This is a genomic window from Bacillus cereus group sp. BfR-BA-01441 (assembly GCF_022663075.1).
Taxonomy (GTDB): domain Bacteria; phylum Bacillota; class Bacilli; order Bacillales; family Bacillaceae_G; genus Bacillus_A; species Bacillus_A cereus.
Genome location: NZ_JAKUEU010000089.1, coordinates 1 through 19,298 on the forward strand (window position 1 = coordinate 1; position 19,298 = coordinate 19,298).

A 19,298-nucleotide genomic window follows, 5' to 3' on the forward strand; every position below is an offset into this window, starting at 1 on the left:
AAAGCGGAAGCGGCTCGTTCAGAACAGGAGGGTGTTGGAACTCCTGATTACGAGGCGCTTTTTGCCTCGAATGAAGGAGTGAAACAACCGACTGTTCTAGCCGCTGAAGCTGGATATCATTTAAAAGCGGAAGCGGCTCGTTCAGAACAGGAGGGTGTTGGAACTCCTGATTACGAGGCGCTTTTTGCCTCGAATGAAGGAGTGAAACAACCGACTGTTCTAGCCGCTGAAGCTGGATATCATTTAAAAGCGGAAGCGGCTCGTTCAGAACAGGAGGGTGTTGGAACTCCTGATTACGAGGCGCTTTTTGCCTCGAATGAAGGAGTGAAACAACCGACTGTTCTAGCCGCTGAAGCTGGATATCATTTAAAAGCGGAAGCGGCTCGTTTAGAGTCGCTTTTTTATGTAATGGTCGCACTTAACGGTACACGAAATTATATCAACGATTTTTCAAATATATCGATCATAACTCGCAATATATCAACGATTTTTTCATTATATCGATCATTACCCGCAATATATCAACGATTTGACAAAGGATATCAATTTGCCGACAAATCACAACAATATCAGCGCCCCTCTCCCCTACTTTCATCAATATATTACAATCTCATCTATGTTAAAATATAGGAAACACCCTTTAGCTTTTCCAAATTCATCATTTACTACTTAAATGACGGGAGTGGTTCAGTTGAAAGACTACTTAATTAGAGCATTTTTTGCGTTAATAACAGTTGGTATTCTCTTACTTATGGCTAATATTTTCAATATACGTGTCGAGGTTAAGGACTATGCTTTCCTCGTTGTCGTAGCAATTGGTGGCGGCTGGGGTGGCTGGTACCTGTATAAAAAACAAAGCAATCAAAATAATAAAGGCATTCCAAAGTAATATGGAATGCCTCTTTTATTGCCTTCTGTAATAAATAATGAAATTCAGACCACTAATACAACCAATCGCAATAAACATACAAAACGATTGTGGATCTCCACCTAGATTATACTCATCAACGATAAATCCGGACATAAACAACGTTATCGCTGAAACACCGATACACAATACCGAGATAAACCAAAGCGAAAATTCATTAATCAACTCTTTCTTCTGTCTCAAAACAATTAGCATAGCAAGAATAGACGCTGCTAAAATACTTTTAAAAACCGGACGTAAATATACGAACTCCTCCATCTATTTCTCCTTTCCCAAAACATTACATCTAAACATTAACATATTTAACCAAATTAAAAACACATGCCACCTTAAATTAAAACGACATGTGTTTCCGTATTTGCTATGATAGTTGCTTCCACTTCGTTCCCAAAACAGGACGCTCATAATTTTGGATTGCATGAATTAGTTTATCTGCTGTCTCAGCTGAAACGATCAATTCTTTATTTGATGGATTCATAAATCCTTCTTCTGCTACACGTTCAACCATTTGCAAAATTGGTCCGTAAAAACCTTTTATGTTTAATAAACCAATCGGCTTATTATGTATACCAATTTGTGACCAACATACAACTTCAAATAGTTCTTCAAACGTTCCGTATCCGCCTGGAAGCGCAATAAAAGCATCTGCAAGCTCTGCCATTTTCGCTTTACGTTCATGCATCGTCTCTACTTCAATTAATTCTGTTAATCCTGTATGCACAATTTCTCCTCGGAATAGACCGCGCGGCATAACACCTGTTACACGTCCACCTAAACGAAGAACTTCGTTTGCTACTTCTCCCATTAATCCAACGCATGAACCACCGTATACAAGCTCATACTCGTTCTCAACAAACATTTTACCTAACTGAATTGCCTGCTCTTTGAATTCTGGTCTCTCCCCTAAATTAGAACCTGCAAACACACAAATCTTTCTCATTCCTACACCCCGAAACTATATATTGTTATGATACAATTGACATTGTACAACATATTGAGGAGATGAGGAAGAAATGGATATCGTTGCATTTCAAAGATGGGTTGAGGAATTTTACGAAAAACGAAGCTGGTCACAGTATAATGCCTTTATTCGCTTAAATTTCTTAACCGAGGAAGTTGGGGAAGTTTCACGAGTCGTTCGTGCTATTGAAATTGGCCGCGATCGCCCTGATGAAGATGCGAAAACAGAAGAAGAGCTAAAACAAGAACTAAAAGAAGAACTTGGCGATGTACTATCTAACCTTATTATTCTTTCGCAAAAATATGATTTAGACTTACAAGACATTATGGACGCACACGTCGCAAAGCTTTCAAAAAGGTTCGAAGTATCTAAATGAGAATATTATCAATTATGGTATAATATTCTTGTCACAATACTAAGGGGGATTTTATGTTATCAAAAAAATTGCACGACGCATTAAATGAACAAATGAACTTTGAATTTTACTCTGCCCATGCTTATATGGCAATGGCTGCTTACTGTACAGCTGAGAGCTATGATGGATTCGCTAACTTTTTCCTTGTACAAGCTGAAGAAGAACGTTTCCACGCAATGAAGCTTTACAACTATATTAATGACCGCGGAGAGCGCGCTATTATTACTGGATTTGATAATCCGAATAACGAATACGAATCTGTATTAAACGCTTTTGAAGTCGCACTTGAGCACGAGCGTGAAGTAACGAAACGTATTTACAACTTATCTGATATCGCTTGGGACGAGCGTGAACATGCAACAATTACATTCTTAAAATGGTTCGTTGACGAACAAGTTGAAGAAGAAGCTTCATTCGATAGCATCATTCAAAAATTAAAACGTATTACAAGCGATTCAAACGCACTGTTTATGCTAGATGCTGAATTAGAGAAACGTACATTTACGCCTCCAGCTGAGTAATATTTCAATCACCTTAATACATGTATTAAGGTGATTTTTTTGTTTGCTCTCCATCTTAAAATCACCTTAAATTTCCTCATATTTGACATAGTGCCAGATATAAAATGGTATTATTTTCAATATAAAAACGAATATACGAGGAGAGGAAAAATGAATCAACGTGTAGAAGCTGTTGATGCAATTCGTGGTTTTGCTTTGTTTGGCATTTTACTAGTCAATATGACATTAATTCAATTTGGGTTCTTCACCAGTGAAAAACCAACTTATCTATTTGGCGATCTTGATAAAGGTGCTAATTGGTTTATTCAATTTTTCGGCACACATAACTTTATATCCCTATTTTCTTTTCTATTTGGGCTTAGCATTATTTTGTTACAAAAAAGTATTATCGCAAAAGGAAAAAAATTCTTCCCCACATACATAAGACGTATTATCATTCTTTTTCTACTCGGCTACATTCACGGCACTTTTGTTTGGGAGGGAGATATTTTATTTGCATACGGAATAATCGGGATTTTTTTAATGATATTCATCAATCGAAAACCGAAAACTTTGCTTATTTGGGCGATTATTCTACTCGCACTTATTACACTTATGTCTTATCAAACTGATCCATCTACAAATATAAATGATTTCGCACCTTATACTGAAAAAGAACATAAAGTCCATCAAACTGGAAGCTATATGGATCACGTCAACTTTAGATTGAGTGAAAATCCTTTTGATTACATGGGAATTGACGGTGCATTCGGATTATTTTTCATATCAGTTTTCGCAATAATTTTTATGTCTCCACTGTTCCTACTCGGAATGTATGTAGGGAAAAAAGGCTGGCTATTTGAGGTCAGTAAACATATACCTGCTGTCAAAAAAATATGGTTTGCCACCGGTCTCTTCTCTTTTACAATTAAAATCTTAGCTATGTTCATAAAACACCCGGTTTTAATTATGTTACAAGATGGTCTTACACCAGTAACTATGACCTTCTTTTACGGAAGCACAATCATTTTATTATTCCATTACAAAAAAGCAACCCGTCTACTAACATACATGGCGAGCATGGGGAAAATGTCCGTTAGTAATTACTTAGCGCAATCTATTATCGCAACAACCATTTTTTACGCATATGGATTTGGCTTATACGGGAAAATCGGCTATTTCTTCGGTATTCTTTTAACCATCGGAATTTATACGATTCAATTATTCGTTAGCACCTATTGGCTCCAGAAATACCGAATGGGGCCAGTGGAATATGTGTGGAGACTGGGAACTTATTTAGAGAAACCACGTTTTAAAAGAGACTTGGATAAAGCAAGTTAAACAAAAAAAGCAATGAGCCTACGCTCATTGCTTTTCTTAATTTATTAAAGCATAACCCCAACGATAATCGCTGATAATATACTTACTAATGTTGCACCGTATACAAGTTTTAAACCGAATGATGATACAACGTTTGCTTGTTTGCCATCGATACTCTTCGTTGCACCTGCGATAATTCCGATAGATGAGAAGTTCGCAAATGATACAAGGAAGATAGATAAAATACCTACTGTACGAGCTGATAAATCACCAGCTACTTTACCAAGATCAAGCATTGCAACGAATTCGTTCGTTACTAATTTTGTTGCCATAATTTGTCCTGCTTGTAACATCTCTGATGTTGGAATACCCATTACGAATGCTAATGGTGAGAAGATATATCCTAAAATGCTTTGGAATGTGATTCCGAAAATTGAATCGAATACACCATTAATTGCTGTAATTAATGCCACGAAACCGATTAACATCGCCGCTACTGTTACAGCGATTGAGAAACCAAGCATAATATATTCGCCTAACATTTCAAAGAATGTTTGTTTCTTGTCTTCTTGTAATTCTAAAATATCGTCTTCTTCTTTTACTTCATATGGATTAATGATATGAACGATAATGAATCCACTGAATAAGTTTAATACAAGTGCTGTTACTACATATTTTGGATCAATCATTTTCATATAAGAACCGACGATTGACATCGATACTGTAGACATTGAAGATGCACAAAGTGTGTATAAACGATTTTTCGGTAATTTGCTTAGTTGATCTTTTACTGTAATGAATACTTCCCCTTGACCAACGATTGCAGCTGCTACCGCATTATATGATTCTAGTTTTCCTAAACCGTTAACTTTACTTAATAGGAAACCGACTGCACGAATGATAATCGGTAAAACTTTAATATGTTGCAGGATCCCGATTAATACTGCTAAGAAAATAATCGGTAATAATACTGTTAAGAAGAATGGTGCTTGTCCATCGTTTGCTAGACCACCAAATACGAAATTAACCCCAGCTTCCGCAAATTTTAAAATAGCGCCAAATCCATCTGCGATCCCTTTTACTAATACAAATCCGACCTTTGTATTTAGTAAGAAATACGCAAGTACCAATTGAATGACAAGCATAAGTGCAATTGGTTTATATTTAATTTTCTTACGATCTGAACTAATAAGGAAACCTAGTACAAACACTACAAGTAAACCGACTAGAAACATTACGAACTTCATATGTGAATCCTCCACTTCTCCCACGAGTTATTGGTCGTATAACGTATAACGAATGACGTCTGACCATTGTTGTTAAAAAAATTTAAAACCCCTAAAACTATTCAACTGTCATCTAAAATCAGTAAGCGTTTACATAAATTGCAATTTATAAAAGGTAGCTTCTTCTCTCCTACCATACTTGAAAGTCTGAAATTGATACCACCTACAAATCAAATTGTAAGCGTTATCTAGATGAAATGCAATATAAATTTTAAAAGATTTTTATATGTTAATATATTCCTAATTAATTGGTTTTTTCATGCAAATTTACCATAAAAATAGCCCTAGCTATGAGCTAGGACCATCCTTTTTTACCCCGATTGGTGAGGGCTAATAATGAGGGGGAATAAAGCCCCCACTGATTAAAATTTCACTTTATAACATAACACCAACGATAATCGCTGATAGAATACTTACTAATGTCGCACCGTACACAAGGCGTAGACCGAATGATGATACAACATTTGATTGATTTTCATCGATACCTTTTGTTGCACCTGCAATAATTCCGATAGATGAGAAGTTCGCAAATGATACAAGGAATACAGAAAGAATACCAACTGTACGAGCCGATAAATCACCAGCTACTTTTCCAAGATCAAGCATCGCAACAAACTCGTTTGATACTAATTTTGTTGCCATAATTTGTCCCGCTGTTACCATTTCTGCTTGCGGGATGCCCATTACGAATGCTAATGGTGAGAAAATATATCCTAAAATAGCTTGGAATGTAATACCGAACATTGTATCAAACAAGCTATTGATTGCTGTAATTAATGCTACGAAACCGAGTAACATAGCTGCTACTGTAATCGCAATCGTGAAACCAAGCATAATGTACTCGCTTAGCATTTCAAAGAATGATTGTTTTTTCTTATTTTCTAATTTCAGTGTATCTTCTTCTTCTGTAATATCGTACGGGTTAATAATATGAATGATAATGAAACCACTAAATAAATTTAATACAAGTGCTGTTACTACATATTTCGGTTCGATCATTTTCATATAAGAACCAACGATTGACATCGACACTGTCGACATAGAAGATGCACATAATGTATATAAACGATGTTTTGGGATTTTACTTAATTGATCTTTTACTGTAATAAATACTTCTGCTTGTCCAACAATGGCAGCTGCTACTGCGTTATATGATTCTAGTTTTCCTAGACCATTTACTTTACTTAACAACGTACCAATAGCACGAATAAATATCGGTAAAATTTTAAAGTGTTGCAGAATTCCGATTAAAACCGCAAAGAATACGATTGGTAATAACGCTGTTAAGAAGAATGAAACCTCTCCTTTATTAACAAGACCACCAAATACGAAAACGATTCCAGCTTCCGCATATCCAAGAAGTGCGCCAAATCCATCTGAAATTCCTTTTACTAAAATATAACCAACTTGCGTATTTAATAAGAAATAAGATAATGCTAGCTGAATAATAAGCATAATTGCGATTGGTTTATACTTAATCTTCTTTCGATCGGCACTTATAAGAAAACCGAGTACAAATACAACGAGTAATCCTACAAGGAACATAACAAACTTCATTAATAAAATCCTCCATTTAACTCTTCATTAACGTTGAACGTCTGACCATTCAAAACAAGAAATAATCCGAACTTTCCATTTCTCCTCCAAAATCTTCAATTGGATAGGAAAGATCATAAAACCTCTTATTTCAAAGGCATTTTCCATTCTAACATAAATCACAACTCATATCCGCACTTTTCTTTAAAAAATTACATTTTATTATAAAACGTCTATGAATGTTCGTCTTTTACTATCTGCAAATAGTTGAATAAAACAAAAAAGAGCATCAAGTTTCACTTGATGCCCTTTTCATTATACCGCTTTTTCTTTATCAGCTACCGCTGACTCATCCCAACACTCTGTATTGTTCAAACCTGGAATAGACTCCGCATAAAAGACTGGATCTTTCCCTTGTTTCTTTTGCTTAATATAATCTGATAACGCTGCGAAAGCATACTTAGAAAGGAATACAATTGCTACTAAGTTAATAACAGCCATAATTCCCATAAATAAATCTGCTAAATCCCAAACGATTTGAATTGTCGCTACAGATCCTAGCATAACCATACCAAGTACAGCAATGCGGTACGCTGTTAATAACACTTTACTTCCATTTAAGAATTCAATATTTGTTTCACCATAGTAGTAGTTACCTACTAATGAACTGAACGCAAACAAGAAGATTGCCACTGCTACAAATATAGAAGCCCATGGACCGATATGTTGACTTAACGCCTGCTGCGTTAATTGAATTCCGTTTAAATCAGCTGCATTATGCACATCTGATAAAAGAATAATAAATGCTGTACAACTACAAATTAATAATGTATCAGTAAATACCCCTAAAGTTTGAATGAAACCTTGTTTAACTGGGTGCGTTACGTTTGCAGTCGCTGCTGCGTTCGGCGCACTACCCATACCTGCTTCATTTGAGAATAACCCACGTTTTACCCCTAATAAAATCGCAGCTCCTAATCCTCCGCCTACTACTTCTTTAATTCCGAAAGCATGTAAGAAAATTTCTTTAAATACATATGGAATTGCCGTAATGTTTGTTACAACAACGAATAATGCCACTGCTACATAAATAATTGCCATTACTGGAACAATCATTTCAACCGCGCGAGCAATTCGTTTTACTCCACCGAAAATAATAACTGCAAGTAAACCAGCCATAACAAGACCTACTAATCTACTATCTGTTTTGAACGCCCCATCAAAGGCAGCCGCTACAGTATTAGACTGTACAGCGTTAAAAATCAATCCGAAACTTACTGTTATTAGAACAGAGAACACAACACCTAACCAGCGTTTCTTTAAACCCTTTTCCATATAATACGCTGGGCCCCCACGGAATGCATTCCCATCTTTTACTTTATAAATTTGCGCTAATGTGCTCTCTACAAATGCAGAAGCACCCCCAATTACCGCGATTAACCACATCCAAAATACTGCTCCTGGACCACCTGCTGAGATCGCAATAGCTACACCAGCTAAGTTACCAGTACCTACACGAGAAGCTGTACTCATACAAAACGCTTGGAATGATGATACGCCGCTCTTCTCTTTTTGTGCTTTCCTCGTTTTCGAGCTTGCCCCGTCCCCAAGCAAACGAATCATTTCACCGAAGTAACGAACTTGGACAAATTTCACACGAAATGAAAAATAGAGTCCCAACCCAATTAACATCGCAATAATGATATATGACCAAAGGATATTATTTATATCCCCAATTACCTTAGCTAAAAAATCCATAATTGCATTGCCCCCTCTTCCTAACAATAAGAAAATTATATTCTAAAAACTTTTAGTAATCAAGAACTTTATGTTAGGTTTTATAACATGAGTACGTTAATTCTTTTAACATAAGTGTTTTTTCACATGAAAATATAGCCATTACATGCATTTATCCAATACTTAATAACTTATCCTATTCGACCAGCCATACTTTTAAAACAGGACGTTCCCCACAAATAACGAGAGAGAGAAACAAACAAAAAAGTTATATTAATAATTACCTCTCACCCTTTTCATCATTTACTACAACAAAAAAGGCGAGCATCGAATTTACCTCGATGCTCGCCTTTTCAATTACACTGCTTTTTCTTTATCTGTTACCACTGGCTTATCCCAGCACTCTGTATTCGTTAAACCAGGAATAGAATCTGCACTGAAGACTGGATCTTTCCCTTGTTTCTTTTGCCTTACATAGTCTGCTAATGCCGCGTACGCAAATCGACCAAGAAGTGTAATCGCAATTAAGTTCGTGATTACCATTAGACCCATAAATAAGTCTGCCATATTCCATACAACTTGAAGCGTCGCAACAGAACCGAATAATACCATTCCAACTACCGCAATACGGTAAATTGTTAACCACGTTTTGCTTTGTTTAATGAATTCAATATTTGTTTCACCATAATAGTAGTTTCCTAAAAGAGAACTAAATGCAAATAAGAAAATAATAATCGCTAAGAAGCTACTTGCCCATGGGCCGATTTGTGAGCTTAATGCATTTTGCGTTAATTCAATACCTTCTAAATTCGTTGCTTTATATGCACCAGAACATAGTACGATAAATGCTGTTGATGTACATACTAAGAATGTATCTACTAAAACGCCGATCGTTTGAATAAAACCTTGTTTTGCTGGATGCGTTACATCAGCTGTTGCTGCCGCGTTCGGCGCACTACCCATACCTGCTTCGTTCGCAAATAATCCGCGCTGAATACCATATTTCATCGCAGCACCGATACCGCCACCTACAGCTGAATCTAAACCGAATGCACCTTTAAAGATTTCCGTAAACACATCAGGTATTAAATAGAAGTTTTTAATGACAACAAAAATAGCTACCGCAATATAAACAAGCGCCATTGGCGGAACAATCATTTCCGACATACGTGCAATACTTTTTACACCACCAAAAATAATAACCGCAACTAATGCAGCTAATACAATACCAACAATATAACGCTCTAAACCAAATGCATTTTCAAACGCTAATGTTACTGTATTCGCTTGTACTGAGTTAAAAATTAAACCGTAACTAACTGTAATAAGGATAGAAAACCAAATTCCCATCCAACGTTTATTTAAACCTTTTTCCATATAATAAGCAGGACCACCACGGAAGCCACTGCCATCTTTTACTTTATAAATTTGGGCAAGCGTACTTTCTACGAAACTTGAAGAAGCCCCGATAATCGCAATAACCCACATCCAAAATACAGCTCCAGGTCCCCCCATAGATATAGCTAATGCTACACCAGCTAAGTTACCGATACCAATACGAGCTGCTGAACTCATACAAAACGCTTGGAAAGAAGATACACTACCTTTTTTACGCGTCTTTCCAGTTAATCCATCACTCATTAGTCGAACCATTTCCCCTAAATGAGTAATTTGTACGAATTTCAATTTAATAGAAAAATAAAGACCTAAACCAATTAACATCGCAATAAGAATATATGACCAAAGAATTGTATTTGTTGATGAAATAAATTGCTCTAAAATATTCATACAATTAACCCCTCCTTTTCTCCATAAAACGAATTATATTTAAAAAACATTCAAAAATCAACATTTTTCGACAATTTGCAATTTCCAAATATTAGCCAGGTTCACAGTAACAATGTCTTTATGACTGACTACCCTCCCTCTAACTGTGCATACTAAAACAAAAAATAAATTCACAAACAACCCTATTGACAAAAATACCAACCTGTAACTATAATGATTACAACAGGTTGTAACAAACCTAATTACAACAAATTCATTTACTTTCAGATATACACTTTAACAAAACACTTTGGAGGGATTTATTATGAAAATCGGAATTATCGGAGCAACTGGTAAAGCAGGAAGTCGTATTTTAAAAGAAGCATTGGATCGCGGACATGAAGTAACTGCAATCGTAAGAAACGCTGCAAAAATTACAGAAGAAAACGTAAAAGTTTTAGAAAAAGACGTATTTTCTCTTACATCTAACGACTTGCAAGCATTCGATGTAGTTGTAAATGCATTCGGTGCTCCAGCAGGACAAGAACACCTTCACGTAGATGCAGGAAACGTACTAATTGAAGCGATGAAAGGTGCACCTAACACAAAATTACTTGTAGTTGGTGGCGCTGGAAGCTTATTTGTAGACGAAGAGAAAACAACACGTGTATTTGAGACACCAGGTTTCCCGGAAGAATACCTTGCAACAGCTCAAAACCAAGGTAAAAACTTAGAAATCTTACAACAAACAAATGATATCACTTGGACATTCATCAGCCCTTCTGCACTATTCGCATTAGGAAAACGTACTGGTTCTTATAAAGCTGGTAAAGACAACCTTCTTGTGAACGCAAAAGGTGATAGCTACGTAAGTTACGAAGACTTCGCAGTTGCAGCACTTGATGAAATTGAAAACCCAAAACATGTAAACGAACGCTTCACAGTAGTTTCTGAAGCTGAATAATAAAAAAGCTCGTAAAACATTATGTTTTACGAGCTTTTTCTTATTATTGCACTTGCTCTAATCCATTTTGAGTAATCTTAAAGGATATTTCTTGCCCCTTCATCGCATCCTCTTTTTTAACTAACTCATTCTTTTTGTACCAATTCAAACGACTCGGTTCCGCATGGTATACTTTCAGCACATCTCCATACTCAAATGCCGTTCCATTTACTTGCCCAGCAAAATTCTTTGAAGTCTCTTGTCCTTCTGCCGTTACATGTTTTTTCTTATTTCCATTTTGATCATAAATCGTAAGGCCTATATACTGCTCATTTACAAAGCGATAATGAATCTCCTCATTTGTAAATGTTGCATGTAATTTCTTTTCAGCGTGGTTTAACGTAACAATTGAACGTGTAACATCGGACACACCTTGATAGACTAGACTATCCCCATATGTCACTTCTACAGGAACTTCCGTCACCTTCTTATTTCCAAATCGATCTTTCGTTTCTACTTTCACTTTTTGCTGACCAATTTTTGTCGTATCTATTTCCCCTACAAAACCTACTACTTCTCCACCCTGTACTTCAACAAAGTTCTTCGCGTCTAGCGTTTCGCTATTTGTTCCGATTACTACTTGCTGCGGATTTGCTTTTACTGTTTGCTCACCGTCTAATCTTTCAAATCCATTTTCAGTTATTTTGAAGACTAATGCCTTTATCTCTTTACTTTTTCCTTCGCCCACATATACATCTTTTTGATACCAATGTAAACGAGAAGATTCCGCATGATATACTTTCACTACATCTCCATACTCAAATGCAATTCCATTTACTTCCTTAGCAAATTCTTGCGTATTCTCTAAACCTTTTACTGCTATATTTTTCTTCACTCTTCCTTCTTTATCGTACAATGTGAATTCAAAATACTTTTCATCTTTAAAGTAATCATGAATTAGGTTCTTTGTATCTGTCGCACTCAGTTTTTTCGTATCATGATGCAAAGTTACAATTGATTTCAAGTCACCATCTCTATAGCTCAGCCCATATACAAGTAGGCTATCTCCATATGTTACTGTTAGAGGAACTTCTGTCACTTTCTTATTTCCAAATCGATCTTTCGTTTCTACTTTTACTTTTTGTTCACCGATTTTTGTTGTATTTGGTTTTTCTACAAATCCAACTACTTCTCCATCTTTTACTTCAACAAAGTTTTTTGCATTTATTTTCTCTACATCTGTTCCGATTACTACCTTCTGTGGTACTGCCTTTACCTCTTGTAAAGTTTCCATTCTTTCAAAGCCTTTTTCAGTTACCTTGAAGAATAATTCTTTTTCTACTTTCGCCTTACCTTGGCCAGCAAGGCTATTATTTTGATACCATTTCAAGCGGTCCGGTTCTGCATGGAATACTTTTACTACATCACCATATTCAAACTGCATTCCACTCACTTGCTCCGCAAATTTCTTTGAAGTTTCTTGTCCTTCCGCTGTTACACGCTTTTTTGTGTTCCCATTTTGATCATATAGCGTAATCCCCATATACTCTTCATTTACATAACGATAATGAACAGGATTACCTGTAAACGTTGCGTGCAGTTCCTTTTTATCATGTTGCAATGTTACAACCGAACGTATTGCATTATCATTAGCATGAAATACTAAACTATCTCCATAAATTACTTCAAGCGGCACTTCTGTTATCTTCTTATTTCCAAAAGCATCCTTCGTCTCTATTTTTACTTTTTGTTCTCCAATTTTTGATGTATTTGGTTTTTCTACAAAACCAACCACTTCTCCATCTTTTACTTGTACGAATTCTTTCGGATCTAGTTTGTCTACATCCATTCCGACTACTACTTTTTGCAGTTTCGCCGTCACTTCTTGTAAACTATCTTTTAATTCGAACCCTTGCTCAGTTATTTGGAATAATTTCTCTTTTTTATTTTTAACTTTTCCTTGATCTACAAGTTCGTTATTTTTAAACCACTTCAAACGGCTTGGTTCTGCGTGGAATACTTTTATTACATCACCATATTCAAAATCCAATTCATTTAGTTCCATCGCAAATCTTTTTCCCGTTTCTTGTCCTTCTGCTGATACACGTTTCTTTTCAATCCCATTTCGATCATATAGCGTTAAGCCCATATATTCTTCTTTTTCAAAACGGTAATGTATTTCATTATTAGTAAAGTTTACATTTAATTTCTTCTTATTGTGGTGAAGTGTCACTGTCGACATTACATCATCTGAAAGTCCTTGAAAAACTATACTGTCATCATAAAATCCGTTAACTTGGACAGGAATTGAATTTTTATTTCCTTTCTCATCCCCAATTTCTACTAACACTTCCTGTTTCCCATTCTCTAATTTAGGCCATACAATCTTTCCTGTTACTTTTACATTCTCACCTAAATTTCGAACAAGCTTACTTGCTTCATTCTCGTCAGAATCTGTACCAACTAAAAGATTTTGTACTTCATTAGCAGGTTCACCATACGGAACCTTATACAGTTCAACTTGCTTCTCACGAATATCATTACTATCTGTAGCTTTCCAGATTTCCTTTTCTAATTTAGGTAACTTTGATTTTTCTATTTTCTCTCTAATATCATCATTTGGTGTTAATCCCCACTCCTCAAAGAAAGGAATTAAATTTTGCCCTGCCACTTTTGATGTCATATAAATAAATAGCTGCTTTTTCTCTTCATCAGAATGAGGCATTTCACTCTGAGGTAACAAACGATAAGCTTGATGTAACCTAGGATAAAAATGTTCTCCATACACTACATTTAATTGCCAAAACATTGTAAGAGGATTAATGTCATCAATGAATCTTTCTGCTTTAGGCTTCTCTAAATACTCAAATGAGTTTTTATAGTGCTCATCCATTTCTAATTGATTCCCTAACGCCTTTTGAACAGCTAATGAGTAAATATTTACTGTTACTTCCCTTACTTTAGACCACTTCCACGGTTCTTGCTGATGTAAATGACCAACTTCATGCCACGGTCCCCATCCATCCTTCTCAAGTACCTCTATATCTAAAACTCTATTCATTGCAGTTGGAATATATCCTGTATGATAATGTTTCGCAAACATAAAGTCCCCTTTAGCAGGCTTCCGTTTTTCAACAAACTGAACATAATGAGTTGGAGATTTTGCAACCCCAACACTGTCCTCAGATAATCCTGCCACTGCGTTTTCTAAACGGATAATCTTATCATGCAATTTCATTAAATCTGTTGGATCCGTATTCTTCATATATTTCTGCACAGAATCGTAAGTAGTAGTAATTAAGCTTCTCTCACCTTTTAATTCAACTGCATAAGGATCCTTATATTTTTTTAACATTTCATCCCAATCTTTTTTCGTATGCTTACCTAAAATAAATAAAGGAAAGTGACTACCACCATTTGTAACGGAAGCTGTTACTTCTCCTTCGTTATTCATATTATAAAAATATAAAATACCGCCTCTTGAAGATGAAATAACATTTTTTCCTGGTTTTAAATCAAACTCCTCTGGGTCCTTTTCATCATAAGATCTCGTTCCAATAAAAGCTTGGATAGACTGCGTTCCTTTTATGTCAATTGTAATCTCTTCATTTGGCTCTGCATAAATTCCAGTCGGTTCATTAGCGGAAAGTTTCCAAGTAACTCTTAAACGATTATTTTCTTCTACGCTACCTTTCCCCGGCAACTGGAATACTCTCTGCTCAAATTTATTCTCTTCCAACTGCCCGCCCTTATTCTCTTCCAAAGGCGCCGCATATCCTTTTGATGCTTCGAAAGCTACTGGTGATAATAATGTAGATATACATATACCTGCTACTAATACCCTACTCTTTTTCTTCTTTGACATAATCTGTGTCCCCTGTCCTTTTTTTAGACAAACCATCCTATATATTCGTTTAATGAAAAATCCTATTATCTTTATAAAAACATTTAACGAATAGACTAACACCTCGCGCACCTGTATCTATTACTACCGCATTTCCCTCCATGTATTCGCTTTCTTACATTGTACAATTTTTATGTAATATCCCCTCCTCACTTCTCTCTATTTGTGATGAGTTCTCTTGCTACATAAAAAAGAGAATAGTAAAAGATATTTTTCAGTATTGTCATCTATACATCTAAAAATGTGAACAACAATATATTTTTACATTTTCTTCATATATGACCATCTATAGGTAGTTTTTCCAACTGAATTGTACACGCTTTACACTTTGTTTGATAGCCTCTCTAATTAGAATAATGTTACAATTTCGTGAATAAAATCCATTTATTGTAACGTTTAGATTTCTCCATATTTTATTATTTTTAAATACTTCTTCAAACGTTAAAATAGTGTTTCACTCGATTAATTATTATCTTGATATATCTTTAAAGGATTCATATGAAAAAGCATTGGCATATACCAATGCTTTTTCATTATCTCTTTTGATTCGGTTTATGCGGTTCATTTGGAGTATATGGCTTATTTGGTTTATTTGGAGCCTCAGCCTTTTTCCAACTTACCGCTAACTCTGGACTTGTTTTTTCTTCACTACGCTCAAGTAATACTACTGCATTTTGAATAGTCGGTGTACCTTTATGCGCAATCCCTTGTAATTTCGTTAAATTTCCTGATACTTTAAAGCTAAATCCACCAGCTGGTGTTTGTTTCGGAATTAAAATGCGGAACTTTTCTCCTACATTAAATTCTGTTTTTGTTTCGCCTTTTTCATTTGCAAATTTCACGCCCGCTGGTGCACCTGTTGCTTGCACTTTATACGTTCCGCTTTTTGCATTTGTTTCTACTGTATATAAGCCTGTTTCAAAGAAATCATTTTTTAAGACTGCTTCTTGTTCTTCTGTAGGAGTTACACTCATCGTAATTTCTTGTAGCTCTTCGCTAGCGTTTGCTTTTGCAACGATATCTTTTGTTACTTTCTCTACATTTTTATTTCGGAAATCTAAATCATTAACATCAATTTGTTTTAACGCATTCCATACTGCAAGCTGCGTTGCGTAATGCGCCTCTCTCCAATCAGATACTCCTAATTCTTGTGGGCTCTTTTGTGGATATCCATTCAACAGTACACGGTACACATTAATATCCACTTTACCCATTTCTGGTAAATCTTGACCACTCGGAGATTTTAAATCTACATTTAAGCAAAATGCAATTTTTCCATCTGCCGTTTTAATAAGTTCTGTTCGAATTGGTTTCTTCTTTGACTTACTATAACTCCAATTCATTTCATACTTTGTATGATCCATAACTTCTGCGAATGCTTTTTGAAGTGGGAATAATACAAATAAGACACTTAAAAACATAGCTAAAAGTTTGAACGATTGCTTTATATTCATGTTTACAGCCCCTTAATAACAAACTTAATACTAAGTAGTATTTATTTAGAAACTATTTTTATGCAAAAAAAAAGAGTGCTTTTAAGCACTCTTTTTTCTTACCTTAATCTTAGAAATCGAAGTTATCAGGATCTGGACCAACGCGATGATTTTGATTTAACGCATCGATTTTTTCCATATCTTCTTTCGTTAATTCAAAGTTAAATACATCTGCGTTTGCAATAATGCGGTGTTCTTTCGTTGATTTTGGAATTGTGATTACTCCATTTTGAAGATCCCAACGTAAAATAACTTGCGCTGTTGTTTTACCGTGTTTCTCAGCAATCTCTTGTAATGTTTCGTTATCTAATAATTGACCTTGCATTAGTGGTGACCATGCTTCCATTTGAATACCTTGTTCTTTACAGAAAGCTTGTAGTTCTTTTTGTGTTAAACGAGGGTGATATTCTACTTGGTTAATCATTGGTTTAATTTCTGCATCTTTCATTACATCTTGTAAGTGATGGATTTGGAAGTTACTTACACCAATTGCACGTACGCGCTTTTCTTTATAAAGTGTTTCTAGCGCTCTCCATGTATCTTTATATTTTCCTTCTGAAGGCCAGTGAACAAGATATAAATCTAAATAATCTAGTCCTAATTTTTTTAGACTCTCTTCGTATGCAGCGATTGTTGTTTCATACCCTTGATCTGCGTTCCATACTTTTGAAGTAATAAATAATTCTTCTCTTGCAATACCAGTCGCTTCAATACCTGCACGAATTCCTTCACCTACAGCTTTTTCATTTCCGTAAATTGCAGCTGTATCGATGCTGCGGTATCCTGCTTTAATTGCTGATTTTACAGCTTCTACAAGTTCTGGTCCTTCTTCTACTTTAAATACACCTAAACCGAACCAAGGCATTTCTACACCGTTATTTAATACTGCTTTACTTTGTAAGTTTTTCATTTTATTTTCTCTCCTTTTATTTTACTTGATCTCTTTTTTCTAATGTCATGCTCCACGCTGTTAAAATAACAGCGGCTACTACCATAAGGCCACCTACCCAAGCAGTATGGATTAATCCTAATGAATTCGTTACAAGGCCACCTATATAAGAACCTAAAGCGATCCCTCCGTTAAATGCGGCAATATTAATTGCTGAAGCAACATCAACCGCACTCGGAACAAAGCGCTCTGCCAATATAACTACATATACTTGTAGCCCCGGAACATTCATAAATGCGAATAGTCCCATGAAAATAATTGTGATTAATCCAGCTACTTTAAATGGCGCTGTAAATGTTAAAACAAATAATATAATCGCTTGAATCAAGAACATGTAAAATAGCGCTCGAATCGGATTATGATTCGATAATTTTCCGCCGACCATATTCCCTATCGCAATTGCGATTCCATACACTAATAAAATGATAGTAACAGTACTTGCTTCAAATCCTGTTACTTCTTGTAATAACGGAGATAAATACGTAAATGTTACGAATGTACCGCCGTATCCAAGTGCAGTAATAATGAAAACAAGTAATAGTCTTCCATTTTTAATTAATTTAAATTGATCACGAAACGATACAGGTACACCATTTTTTAAATTAGATGGGACGAGTATACTGTTTGCGATGAAAGCAATAATTCCAATTACAACAATCGCCATAAATGACGCTCTCCAGCCAAATTGTTGACCGATAAATGTTCCAATTGGCACACCAGTAATAGTCGCAACTGTTAATCCAGTAAACATAATCGCAATTGCGCTAGCACGTTTATTCTCTGGTACGATTGCAGCTGCAATTGTAGATCCAATTGACATAAACACACCATGTGCAAACGCAGATACAATTCTTGCAATAATTAATACAGTGAAGCTTGTTGCTACCGCCGCAATGCCATTACCAATAATGAAAATAACCATAATCCACATTAATAATGTCTTTCGCGACATACTAGCCGTTAACGCTGTTAAAACAGGAGCTCCTACCGCTGCTCCTAACGCATATAAGGAAACCGTTAAACCGGCTGTTGTAACCGAAACATTTAAATCTTTTGAAATAGATGGTAGTAAACCGACACTAATAAACTCGGTCGTACCAATCCCAAACGCACTAATTGCTAGCGCTAATAAAGCAAACATACTTCTTCGGCTCGTCTGAGCTTCCGAAGATGGTACTGTATATGAACTCAATTGAATTCCTCCTTATTACAAGAAATCCAATCATAATAGTATGATAAAAAGGCCCTTTTATCTTCTAAAAAATATATTTCATACTTACAAATGCTATTATGAATGGTTTCATTCCTTTTTTGAAGAACGCACTTTAAAGTACGATAGGCACTAAAAAGTAACATAGTCACTTTTTGGTACCGTACTACTCATTTGCCTCTTACATGTGCTATTATGAAACATATTTAACATAATAAAAAGTACGTACTTTAAAGTGCTATAGGTACTAAAAAGTAACATTTGTATGATTTAACTTATTTTACTCACAAAGGGAGGATTTCATATGAAGAAATACAATATTCCTGTAGAGGCGACTTTAGAAGTTATC

Annotated in this window: 16 protein-coding genes; 6 read left to right on the plus strand and 10 right to left on the minus strand. The window is 35.5% G+C overall.

All coding sequences use genetic code 11. The features are described 5' to 3' along the window. The coding region (locus MR107_RS25125) for a hypothetical protein (protein WP_242292847.1) at positions 1 to 630 on the plus strand (630 nt) is incomplete at its 5' end. 61 nt (positions 631 to 691) lie between these two features. Continuing rightward, positions 692 to 889 (plus strand): hypothetical protein, encoded by a 198-nt coding sequence (locus MR107_RS25130; RefSeq protein WP_242292848.1) that lies wholly within the window; start codon positions 692 to 694, stop codon positions 887 to 889. Positions 890 to 904: 15 nt separating this feature from the next. Here the strand turns inward: MR107_RS25130 and MR107_RS25135 are convergent, their stop codons facing one another. Next, positions 905 to 1,186, minus strand: coding sequence for a hypothetical protein (locus MR107_RS25135; protein ID WP_000390902.1), 282 nt, complete (start codon positions 1,184 to 1,186; stop codon positions 905 to 907). Between the two features lie 103 nt (positions 1,187 to 1,289). Beyond that, the gene (locus MR107_RS25140) at positions 1,290 to 1,868 is read right to left on the minus strand and encodes an LOG family protein (protein WP_017657015.1); all 579 of its coding nucleotides are present in this window, start codon (positions 1,866 to 1,868) and stop codon (positions 1,290 to 1,292) included. Between the two features lie 73 nt (positions 1,869 to 1,941). Between MR107_RS25140 and MR107_RS25145 the strand changes: the two genes are divergently transcribed. The 3 genes from MR107_RS25145 to MR107_RS25155 all read left to right on the plus strand — a co-directional run bounded on the left by MR107_RS25145 (position 1,942) and on the right by MR107_RS25155 (position 4,145). Then, positions 1,942 to 2,265 carry a MazG nucleotide pyrophosphohydrolase domain-containing protein gene (locus MR107_RS25145; protein ID WP_000355744.1) on the plus strand — a complete coding sequence of 108 codons (324 nt, stop codon included), beginning with the start codon at positions 1,942 to 1,944 and terminating at the stop codon, positions 2,263 to 2,265. Between the two features lie 53 nt (positions 2,266 to 2,318). Further along, positions 2,319 to 2,825, plus strand: coding sequence for a ferritin (locus MR107_RS25150; protein WP_000949403.1), 507 nt, complete (start codon positions 2,319 to 2,321; stop codon positions 2,823 to 2,825). A 150-nt stretch (positions 2,826 to 2,975) separates the two neighbouring features. Further along, positions 2,976 to 4,145 carry a DUF418 domain-containing protein gene (locus tag MR107_RS25155; protein WP_134207556.1) on the plus strand — a complete coding sequence of 390 codons (1,170 nt, stop codon included), beginning with the start codon at positions 2,976 to 2,978 and terminating at the stop codon, positions 4,143 to 4,145. Between the two features lie 44 nt (positions 4,146 to 4,189). Here the strand turns inward: MR107_RS25155 and MR107_RS25160 are convergent, their stop codons facing one another. The 4 genes from MR107_RS25160 to MR107_RS25175 form a co-directional block, all read right to left on the minus strand. Continuing rightward, on the minus strand, positions 4,190 to 5,371 hold the full coding sequence (locus MR107_RS25160; protein WP_000673874.1) for a NupC/NupG family nucleoside CNT transporter: 1,182 nt from the start codon (positions 5,369 to 5,371) through the stop codon (positions 4,190 to 4,192). A 414-nt stretch (positions 5,372 to 5,785) separates the two neighbouring features. Beyond that, positions 5,786 to 6,967: a NupC/NupG family nucleoside CNT transporter gene (locus tag MR107_RS25165; protein WP_000673841.1), complete on the minus strand. Its 1,182-nt coding sequence runs from the start codon at positions 6,965 to 6,967 to the stop codon at positions 5,786 to 5,788. Between the two features lie 294 nt (positions 6,968 to 7,261). Continuing rightward, positions 7,262 to 8,704, minus strand: coding sequence for an alanine/glycine:cation symporter family protein (locus tag MR107_RS25170; protein WP_078187296.1), 1,443 nt, complete (start codon positions 8,702 to 8,704; stop codon positions 7,262 to 7,264). Between the two features lie 336 nt (positions 8,705 to 9,040). Next, entirely contained in the window at positions 9,041 to 10,471 is a 1,431-nt protein-coding gene (locus MR107_RS25175; RefSeq protein ID WP_001022929.1) for an alanine/glycine:cation symporter family protein, read from the minus strand. A gap of 304 nt (positions 10,472 to 10,775) precedes the next feature. Between MR107_RS25175 and MR107_RS25180 the strand changes: the two genes are divergently transcribed. Next, entirely contained in the window at positions 10,776 to 11,414 is a 639-nt protein-coding gene (locus MR107_RS25180) for an NAD(P)-dependent oxidoreductase (RefSeq protein ID WP_000689902.1), read from the plus strand. Positions 11,415 to 11,457: 43 nt separating this feature from the next. Here the strand turns inward: MR107_RS25180 and MR107_RS25185 are convergent, their stop codons facing one another. The 4 genes from MR107_RS25185 to MR107_RS25200 all read right to left on the minus strand — a co-directional run bounded on the left by MR107_RS25185 (position 11,458) and on the right by MR107_RS25200 (position 18,880). After that, the gene (locus MR107_RS25185; RefSeq protein ID WP_242292849.1) at positions 11,458 to 15,258 is read right to left on the minus strand and encodes a putative mucin/carbohydrate-binding domain-containing protein; all 3,801 of its coding nucleotides are present in this window, start codon (positions 15,256 to 15,258) and stop codon (positions 11,458 to 11,460) included. Positions 15,259 to 15,830: 572 nt separating this feature from the next. Then, on the minus strand, positions 15,831 to 16,751 hold the full coding sequence (locus tag MR107_RS25190) for a thioester domain-containing protein (RefSeq protein WP_001022532.1): 921 nt from the start codon (positions 16,749 to 16,751) through the stop codon (positions 15,831 to 15,833). Between the two features lie 109 nt (positions 16,752 to 16,860). After that, complete coding sequence (locus MR107_RS25195) at positions 16,861 to 17,700, minus strand: aldo/keto reductase (protein WP_000793532.1); 840 nt, start codon at positions 17,698 to 17,700, stop codon at positions 16,861 to 16,863. Positions 17,701 to 17,716: 16 nt separating this feature from the next. Further along, complete coding sequence (locus MR107_RS25200; RefSeq protein WP_002026553.1) at positions 17,717 to 18,880, minus strand: MFS transporter; 1,164 nt, start codon at positions 18,878 to 18,880, stop codon at positions 17,717 to 17,719. Positions 18,881 to 19,298 lie beyond the last annotated feature (418 nt).